This is a genomic window from Mesorhizobium sp. P5_C1, assembly GCF_054049815.1.
This window is the reverse complement of record NZ_JBFULQ010000230.1, coordinates 1-8,529: the sequence shown is the minus strand read 5'-3', so window position 1 is coordinate 8,529 and position 8,529 is coordinate 1. Positions and strand designations below refer to the sequence as shown.

Here is an 8,529-nt window from a genome sequence, read left to right as displayed (position 1 = left end):
GATCACCGACGAGAAGACGAATTTCTGAACGCCCGCCTGCGCAGCGGCTTCAACCATGGCAACCCCCATGGCGGCTTCATCGGGGGCAAAGGCCGGTCCAATATGGAAGACACCGGCAACGCCCTCGACAGCGCTTTCGAGGCTCCGGCGATTGCGTAAATCGCCAGTGGCGACCTCGGATGCCCCTAGCATTCGGGCCTTCTCGGCGTTCGCCGGATCATGGACGAGCGCGCGAACCGTGGCATTGCGGCGCACAAGTTCGGGCACGACCAATCCGGCAAATCGGCCGCTGGCGCCAACAACCAGTACGGTTGGATTGGGTGCTTGCATGACAACTCCCTTCCATCAAGCCTGTCCTCGTGGGACAACTTGCAGAGAGGTACGATGTCGCAAACGGCGTTACAATTGTCCGATTTTGTGATAGATTATATCGATCACCGGGAGAATACATGAGCCGGATAGACGATTTCGAGGCTTTCATCGCGATCATCGAGCATGGAAGTCTGACGGCTGCCGCGCGCCGGCTGAACCGCTCGCTGCAGTCGGTCAGCCGATCCTTGGCGGCATTGGAGGAATCAGTCGGCGTCGAGTTGGTCCACAGAACAACGCGTCGCTCGACACCGAGTGAAGTCGGGGCAGCCTTTTTCAACCGGATCAAGCCCGCGGTCGACGAGATAAACGACGCAAGTCTTCAAGCGATCAATCAACGATCGGAACCATCGGGCGTCCTGCGCATCGGGGCGCCGGTTCTGTTTGGGCCGAACGTCCTGATGCCTGTCATCGCCGAATACATGCGGACGTTTCCCCGGGTCGAGGTCGATCTTCAACTTTCCGATGGATTTGCCGATCTTGGTGCTGAAGGTCTCGATCTGGCAATCCGCATCGGCGACTTGCCGAATTCCAGCTTGAAAGCCAAACGCCTGGGAGCGTTGCGGCGCGTTGTGTTCGGCGCGCCTTCCTATTTTGCGCGGTGCGGCCGGCCGACCCATCCCTTCGAACTGAGTGAGCACAGTTGCATCGTTAGAACCGTCAACGAGCGCCCAGGTGAATGGACGTTTCAGGTCGACGGGAAACCCCGGGCCGTGAAGGTCTCGGGCGCCTTTCGCTCCAATCTGATGACCTCGGTCTATGCCGCCGCAGTCCACGGACTGGGTTTGGGCTTCTCGCCGCTTTGGCAGATAAGACATCTGGTGGACGATGGTCGGGTCGAGCTGGTTTTGATGGAATTCGAGCCGGCGTTGGTGCCGATCCATGCCTTGTGGCAGGAAGGCCGGTCATCTTCGGCCAAGGTTCGCGCGTTTCTGGATTTATTGGCATCCCGCCTGGAACTCAAAGGCCTGTAGCATCGACGGGCTGTTTTAAGGTTCCCAGGTCAGGAGCGACCGGGCAGATCGAGCCGGTTTTGCGGTTGCCGCGCATCCTAGGGACGCGCGGCTCTTGGGGATCAGACCTTGGCGACGATCCGCATGAAGGCCGGCATGTCGTCGCCGAAGCCGACAGTGGCGTCGTTGTCTTCCTGGCGGTGGCGGGCTGGGCGGTTGCTGTCGCGCTGCGGCCTGGTGTCGCCACGTTCCGGAGCGCGCGGTTCGTTGCGATCGGATGATTTGCGCTCGGTGTTTTCCGAGYGGATCGCTTCCTTGCGCGCACGCCGTTCGCCGATGTCGGCGACCGCGGTCTCTGCCACGTCAGGCTGTTCGTCCTGCTGCGCAATGACGGCCGGGGCGTCTTCCTCGCTGTGTTTGGAGCGGCGTTCGCCGCCCCTCTTGCGCTCGCCCCTGTCCTTGCGATCGTCGTCCTTGCGACCTGCACGGCGCGGCGCCCCTTTGCCACGGCGCGGAGCATCGTCCTCGCCGCCTTCGCTGGCGACCACTGTCGACAGGTCGCCATCATGCCACTCGATCTTGTTGCCGATCAGCCGCTCGATGGCGTCGATATACTTGGTGTCCGACTTGGTCGCGATGGTGAAGGATTTGCCCGAGCGCCCGGCGCGGCCGGTGCGGCCGATACGATGGACGTAGTCTTCGGCATGGATCGGCACGTCGTAGTTGAAGACGTGGCTGACGTCGGGGATGTCGAGGCCACGTGCGGCGACGTCGGAAGCGACGAGATAGCGCAGCTTGCCATCGCGGAAATTGGCCAGCATCTGCATGCGCGCACGCTGGTCCATGTCGCCATGCAGCGCGCCGGCATCGAAATCATACTTCAGCAGCGAGCGGAACAGCTCCGACACCTCGACCTTTCGGTTGCAGAAGATGATGGCGTTCTTCAGCTCCGCGTCCTCGGCCTTGATCAGGTTGCGCAGCGTCTCGCGCTTGTCCCACGGCTTGGAGCCGGATTTGACCAGGCGCTGGATGATGTTGGTGGCGGCCGACGCAGCCTTCGAGACCTCGACGCGCACTGGCGCGTGCAGGAATTTCTCCGTGAGCTTGGTGATTTCCGGCGGCATCGTCGCCGAGAAGAACAGCGTCTGCCTGGTGAACGGGATCATCTCGCAGATGCGCTCGATGTCGGGGATGAAGCCCATGTCGAGCATCCGGTCCGCTTCGTCGATGACGAGGATCTCGACGCCGTTGAGCAACAGCTTGCCACGCTCGCGGTGGTCGAGCAGGCGGCCGGGCGTGGCGATCAGCACGTCGGCCCCGCGCTCCAGCTTCTTGTCCTGTTCGTCGAACGAGACGCCGCCGATCAACAGCGCGATGTTGAGCTTGTGGTTCTTGCCGTATTTGACGAAGTTTTCCTCGACCTGAGCCGCGAGTTCACGCGTCGGCTCGAGAATGAGGGTGCGCGGCATGCGGGCGCGGGCGCGCCCCTTTTCCAGCCTTGTGAGCATGGGCAGCACGAAGGATGCCGTCTTGCCGGTGCCGGTCTGGGCGATGCCCAGCACGTCCTTGCCGAGAAGCGCGTGCGGGATGGCGCCGGCCTGGATCGGCGTCGGCTGGGTGTAGCCGGCATCGGTGACTGCGGAAAGGACCTTCGGCGACAGGCCTAGGTCTGAAAAGGTCAACGCTTCTGGAGCGGTCGTGGTGTCTGAGGACAAGTGTTGTTGTCTTTGGCTGGTTCGGGGAAGCGCAACAGCATGTGTGTCGCGGCAAGCGCCACGCGCCTGCAAGATTGGTATTGCGATTAGGCGCAAGCCCACGATTTGTCAACAGAAACGGGCGGGAATGGCACGATTGTGAAGTTGTAACCTTAATCGCGATGCTTAATCGAGGCGTTGATCACTGCGCTAGCTCAATAGCGGAACTGCTCGGCGAGAATGCGTTCGTTCCAGGAATGATTGGGATCGAACAGCAACGTTGCCGTCGCGGTTGGTGATTCCCGCACCGTGACCGAGGTCACCGCCTTGACCTCGGTATGGTCGGCGGCGGCGTTCACCGGCCGCTTTTCCGGCTCGAGGATGTCGAAGCGCACGGTCGCCTTGTTGGAGAGCAGCGCGCCGCGCCAGCGGCGCGGGCGAAACGGGCTGRCCGGGGTCAGTGCCAGCAGCGGCGCGTCTAGCGGCAGGATCGGCCCATGCGCGGAAAGATTGTAGGCGGTGGACCCGGCAGGCGTCGCGATCATCACTCCGTCGCAACTCAGTTCCTCGAGCCGTACCTGCTCGTCGACGGTGATGCGGATCTTGGCCGTCTGATAGGATTGGCGCCAAAGCGCCACCTCGTTGATCGCCAGCGYCGAAACCGTTTCGCCTTCCGAGGTCTCCGCCAGCATCTCCAGCGGGCGGATCGTTTCGGCGACGGCGGCCGCGAGACGCTCGGTAAGTCCACCGGAGCGATATTCGTTCATCAGGAAACCGATGGTGCCACGGTTCATGCCGTAGACCTTCTTGCCCGTCCCCATCGTGTCGCGAAGGGTCTGCAGCAGGAAGCCGTCGCCGCCAAGGGCGACGACGATCCCGGCATCCTCGATGGAGGATTGTCCATAGCGCGCCGACAGGCTTTCCAGCGCCGTCTTGGCGTCAACGGTGTCGGACGAGACGAAGGCGATGCGGCTGGCGGTTTGGCTCATGGCTCCCCGATGACGACCGATTGGCGGCAGCCGGTTACCGGGGCCGCGCCAGCGCCGGGGTAGCATGGGCAGGGTACGTCTGCAAAGAGAGCCGTTGTTCCGGCCGGCAGGCGATCGCAAAACGGCGAAATGCAGATCTGCCGTTCGCGCATCATGTCAAAGGCAACGCGAATGTGATGGTTAAGACGAAGGTTAAACTATCGTAAAGCCGCATCGGTCATGGTAGCCGACAGTGGATGGTGGCGGGGGCCTAGCCAGTCGAGGCCGACATATTGCCGGTAGCACGCCTTATCATCGTCTTCCTGATGCTGGGAAGTTTCGCTCTTGTCTTCGCCGCACTGGTGCGCCAGTCCGAAGAGATGAGCTTTCGGCCTCAGCCCACGGCGTCGCGCTGCGGCGACGCAGCCGGAACGCCATGCCCGCAACGGGCGCTGTAACTCCCGAAGACATTTTGTTGTTTCTCCCTGAGCCGAGGCCGGTGGCCCGCGCGCGTCGATGGCGTGCGACAAAGCTTGCTCGTTGCGCCTGCGGCCCTTCGCGACGTAGATGAGAACCTTGATTGGCGGATGAACTTTGGGTCGGTGGCGGTAGCCAGCTATTCGATGTTCTTGGGAAACAAGCCCTGCGGCGCGTTGACTGGCCGGGTGTCTGGAGCGGGAATTTTCCATGTCGCGCAGCGTGTTGGTTTCAGGTGGCTGYGGTTTCTTGGGCTCACATCTGATCGACCGTCTGCTGCGGCGAAGCGATCTGGAAAGACTGGTCGTCGTCGACAATCTATGGACCGGCACGCGAGACAACATTGCGCATGTCACCGACCCGCGTTTCAGCCTCCAGGTTGCCGACGCCGAAAGCTTTTCATCCAGTCAGCGCTTTGACGAGATCATCCATCTCGCGTCGCCCGCTTCGCCGATTTGGTACATGCGCGAGCCGATACGCACGATAAAGGCCAACATAGGTGGTGCGCTCAATCTTCTGACGCTGCTCAAGCCCGGCGGTCGTTTCTGCTTTGCCTCGACCTCGGAGATTTACGGCGATCCCCAGGTTTCCCCGCAATCCGAAAGTTACAGGGGATCGGTGGACTGCACAGGTCCCAGGGCCGCCTATGATGAGAGCAAGCGCTGCACCGAGGCATTGCTGTTCGAGCAGCAGCGGGTCAGCGGGCTTGATGTTCGTGTCGTCAGGATTTTCAACACCTATGGGCCGCGAACACGGATGGACGACGGCCGCGCCATTTCGAACTTTGTCATCCAGGCTCTGACGACAGGGGTCCTGACGGTTTACGGCGACGGGTCCCAATCGCGCAGCTGGGGTTATGTCGACGACATCGTCGAGGGACTGGAACGTTTCTTCTGGCGCGACAGCATCTCGCACCGCGGTCCGCTGAACATCGGCAACAATCAAGAGGTTTCGGTTCTGCGCATCGCTGAGTTCGTCAGCTCGCTTGTCCCCGGCAGCCGCATCGAGCACCAGCCTCCGGTTCCCCAGGATCCAACCAACCGATGTCCGGACCTGACTTTGGCGAGGCATGTCCTTCCTGGTTGGGAAGCAAAAACCGGCTACCAGGGGGGTATCGAGCGGACGTTCGAGTGGTTTCGCCAACAGATCGCCGCGACCAGGATGTGACGCCCTCATAGACCGGATTGGCGACAACCAACGCAATACGCTCCTCGCCGCGCGCAGCGGAGAAGAGCGCCATGGTCATCAGCAGCACGGCCGCCAGAAACAGGCGCATGACCTTGATCCAAACCCTGCAGGCCGCGGCGGTCACGCCACGACTTGCCCCCAATTCATCAACGGCCTCGTCCTGAGCACATCATGATGGGTTCACCGACGCATCGGCCGCATCTTCAACGGTTGATGCCCCGCTCGTGGTCGCAAAAAGATATTGACTGTATGTTTAGTCATAGTTATCCCTAGCGGTGAGGATCAAGTTGGTCAGCCGGTTTGCGCCGGCGAATGACCACGGAGGAGAGGGGAATATCTTGACAGCCATACGGCCCGCCGTTGAGGCGAAGGGCGTCACCAGGATCTTTCGGGGAACCGGTCAGGACCAGGTCAGAGCACTCGACAACGTCTCCGTCGCGATCCGCGAAAATGAATTCTTCACACTGCTCGGCCCGTCGGGCTGCGGAAAGACGACGTTGCTGCGGCTGATCGCCGGCTTCGACTATCCGACTGACGGCGAAATCCTGCTCTATGGCCAGGACATCGCGCCGCTGCCGCCGTTCAAGCGGCCGGTCAACACCGTCTTCCAGTCCTATGCGCTGTTTCCGCACATGACCGTGGCCGACAACATCGGCTTTGGCCTGAAGATGCTGGGCAGGCCGAAGGCCGAGATAGAGGCGCGTGTCGACGCGATGCTGAAGCTCGTCCACATGCAGGCGCTCAAAAATCGCCGAACCAGCCAGATATCCGGCGGCCAGCAGCAGCGTGTGGCGCTCGCCAGAGCGCTCGCACCGCAGCCGAAAGTGCTGCTGCTCGACGAACCCTTGTCGGCGCTCGACTACAAGCTGCGCAAGGAAATGCAGATCGAGCTGAAGCGTCTGCAGCACGAGACCGGCATCACCTTCATCTTCGTCACCCATGACCAGGAGGAAGCGCTGACGATGTCGGACCGCATCGCGGTGATGTCGGCGGGAAACATCCTGCAGGTCGGCACGCCCTGGGACGTCTATGACCACCCGGCGGAACGGTTCGTCGCCGACTTCATCGGCGAGACGAACTTCCTGACCGGCATGGTCGAAAGTGCAGGCGATGGCCGGGCGCGAATTGCCTTGCGCTCGGGTGCGAAGATCTGCGCGACCGCCGCCGCGGATTTCCGCGCCGGCGGCAACGCAACGCTGATGGTCCGGCCTGAGCATGCCAAGCTCGTCAAAGGCCGCGGCGACCTGACCGGCATGATCGAGACCATCGTCTATTTCGGCACCGACACGCACATCCATGTCCGGCTGGATGAAGGCAACGTCTTCATGGTGCGCCAGCAGAACTCGCGCAGCGCCAGCTGCGGCTTCGAAAACGGCGACAAGGTCGGCATATCGATCGGCGACGACGCTGCCCAAGTGCTGAAGGACTAGGGCCATGGCGACCGCGATAGAGGTAGCCGAAAAGGCCGAACGTGACGACATCAGGTCACGCTGGCTGCTTTCCACCCCGGCGCTGCTGATCGTCTTCGTCGCGGCCCTTGGGCCGCTGCTGATCGTGGTCGTCTATTCCTTCCTGACGCCAGGCAATTACGGCGATGTGAAATGGCAGTTCTCGACCGATGCCTGGGTGAGCGTGCTGTTCGAGCGTGACGTGTTCGACGACACGCTGTCGTTGGCCACCGCCTATCTGTCGATCTTCTGGCGCTCGGTGTCGCTGTCGCTGGCAACCACTGTGCTGACCCTGATCCTCGGCTTCCCCACCGCCTATTTCATTGCCACACGGCCGGATCACCGGCGCGACATCTGGCTGTTCCTGATCACCATCCCGTTCTGGACCAACCTTCTGATCCGCACCTTCGCCATGCAACAGGTGCTGCGCAATGACGGCATCATCAATTCGGTGCTGCAGCTGCTTGGGATCACTGACCATCCTGTGCAGCTCATGTATACCAATTTCGCCGTCCTGGCCGGCATGGTCTACGTGTTCCTGCCGCTGATGGTGCTGCCGCTATACGCCAGCATGGAGAAGATCGACTTCCGCCTTGTCGAGGCGGGCTACGACCTCTACGCGACGCGGTTCGAGGTTTTGAGGCGCATCATCATCCCGCTGGTCACGCCGGGCATCGTCGCCGGCTCGATCCTCGTCTTCATCCCCTCGCTCGGCGCCTATGTGACGCCGAGGGTGCTCGGCGGCGGCACCAATCTGATGATCGGCAACCTGATCGAGCTGCAGTTTGGCCAGGGCAGAAACTGGCCGCTTGGTGCGGCGCTTTCGATCACCTTGATGGCGATCGTCATGGTGGCGCTGCTGTTCTATGTCCGCAACACGACCAGGTCGGATGGCGCCCATGGCTAATCKCTTCGACGTCCGGCGGCAGAACGGCTTCGTCAGCGTGGCAATGCTGTGTTTCTTCCTGCTTTACCTGCCGATCGCCACGCTCGTGGTCTACGCATTCAACGACAATGATTCCATTGTGATCTGGAAAGGCTTTTCGCTACGCTGGTTTCACATCGCCTGGAACAATGGGCTGGTCATCGAGGCGTCGATCCGCTCGTTCCAGATCGCCGCTGTCGCCGCCATGCTGGCGACGATCACCGCCACGATGGCGGCGCTGGCGACGACCAGGACCAAACCATATCCGGGGTTGACCCTCAAATACGCCTTCATCAACCAGCCGCTGATGGTGCCGGAGATCGTCACCGCGGTGGCGCTGCTGATTGTGTTCTCGCGCATCAAGATCTGGACCGGTTATTCCGGGCTCGGCTACCTCGTCGCCGCGCACACCGCCTTCTGCATCCCGTTCGCCTATCTGCCGATCCGGGCGCGGCTTGAAAGCATGGACCTGGCGCTCGAGACCGCGGCGGCCGATCTCTACGCAAC

The 8,529-nt window shown here is 61.7% G+C and carries 8 protein-coding genes; 5 read left to right on the top strand and 3 right to left on the bottom strand.

The features are described from left to right. The coding region (locus tag ACXJ7R_RS18360) for an NmrA family NAD(P)-binding protein (RefSeq protein ID WP_457153081.1) at positions 1-330 on the bottom strand (330 nt) is incomplete at its 3' end. Positions 331-449: 119 nt separating this feature from the next. On the opposite strand from ACXJ7R_RS18360, the gene ACXJ7R_RS18355 reads away from it, so the two are divergent. Further along, positions 450-1,343, top strand: a complete 894-nt coding sequence (locus ACXJ7R_RS18355; protein ID WP_457153080.1) for a LysR family transcriptional regulator — start codon at positions 450-452, stop codon at positions 1,341-1,343. A 101-nt stretch (positions 1,344-1,444) separates the two neighbouring features. Here the strand turns inward: ACXJ7R_RS18355 and ACXJ7R_RS18350 are convergent, their stop codons facing one another. Together ACXJ7R_RS18350 and ACXJ7R_RS18345 are read right to left on the bottom strand one after the other, a co-directional pair. Beyond that, positions 1,445-3,037 carry a DEAD/DEAH box helicase gene (locus ACXJ7R_RS18350; RefSeq protein ID WP_457153079.1) on the bottom strand — a complete coding sequence of 531 codons (1,593 nt, stop codon included), beginning with the start codon at positions 3,035-3,037 and terminating at the stop codon, positions 1,445-1,447. Between the two features lie 194 nt (positions 3,038-3,231). Next, positions 3,232-4,005, bottom strand: a complete 774-nt coding sequence (locus tag ACXJ7R_RS18345; protein ID WP_457153078.1) for an NAD kinase — start codon at positions 4,003-4,005, stop codon at positions 3,232-3,234. A gap of 666 nt (positions 4,006-4,671) precedes the next feature. On the opposite strand from ACXJ7R_RS18345, the gene ACXJ7R_RS18340 reads away from it, so the two are divergent. From ACXJ7R_RS18340 to ACXJ7R_RS18325, 4 genes are all read left to right on the top strand, one after another. Further along, positions 4,672-5,628, top strand: coding sequence for an NAD-dependent epimerase/dehydratase family protein (locus tag ACXJ7R_RS18340; RefSeq protein WP_457153077.1), 957 nt, complete (start codon positions 4,672-4,674; stop codon positions 5,626-5,628). 359 nt (positions 5,629-5,987) lie between these two features. Beyond that, positions 5,988-7,079, top strand: coding sequence for an ABC transporter ATP-binding protein (locus ACXJ7R_RS18335; RefSeq protein ID WP_457153076.1), 1,092 nt, complete (start codon positions 5,988-5,990; stop codon positions 7,077-7,079). A 4-nt stretch (positions 7,080-7,083) separates the two neighbouring features. Continuing rightward, positions 7,084-8,004 (top strand): ABC transporter permease, encoded by a 921-nt coding sequence (locus ACXJ7R_RS18330; RefSeq protein ID WP_457153075.1) that lies wholly within the window; start codon positions 7,084-7,086, stop codon positions 8,002-8,004. Beyond that, a partial coding sequence (locus ACXJ7R_RS18325) for an ABC transporter permease (protein WP_457153074.1) occupies positions 7,997-8,529 on the top strand: 533 nt, incomplete at its 3' end. The genes ACXJ7R_RS18330 and ACXJ7R_RS18325, both read left to right, overlap by 8 nt.

Excerpts from the sequence above, each read along its gene's own strand:
- ACXJ7R_RS18355 (WP_457153080.1), top strand. The coding sequence starts at position 450 with ATGAGCCGGATAGACGATTTCGAGGCTTTCATCGCGATCATCGAGCAT.
- ACXJ7R_RS18330 (WP_457153075.1), top strand. The coding sequence starts at position 7,084 with ATGGCGACCGCGATAGAGGTAGCCGAAAAGGCCGAACGTGACGACATC.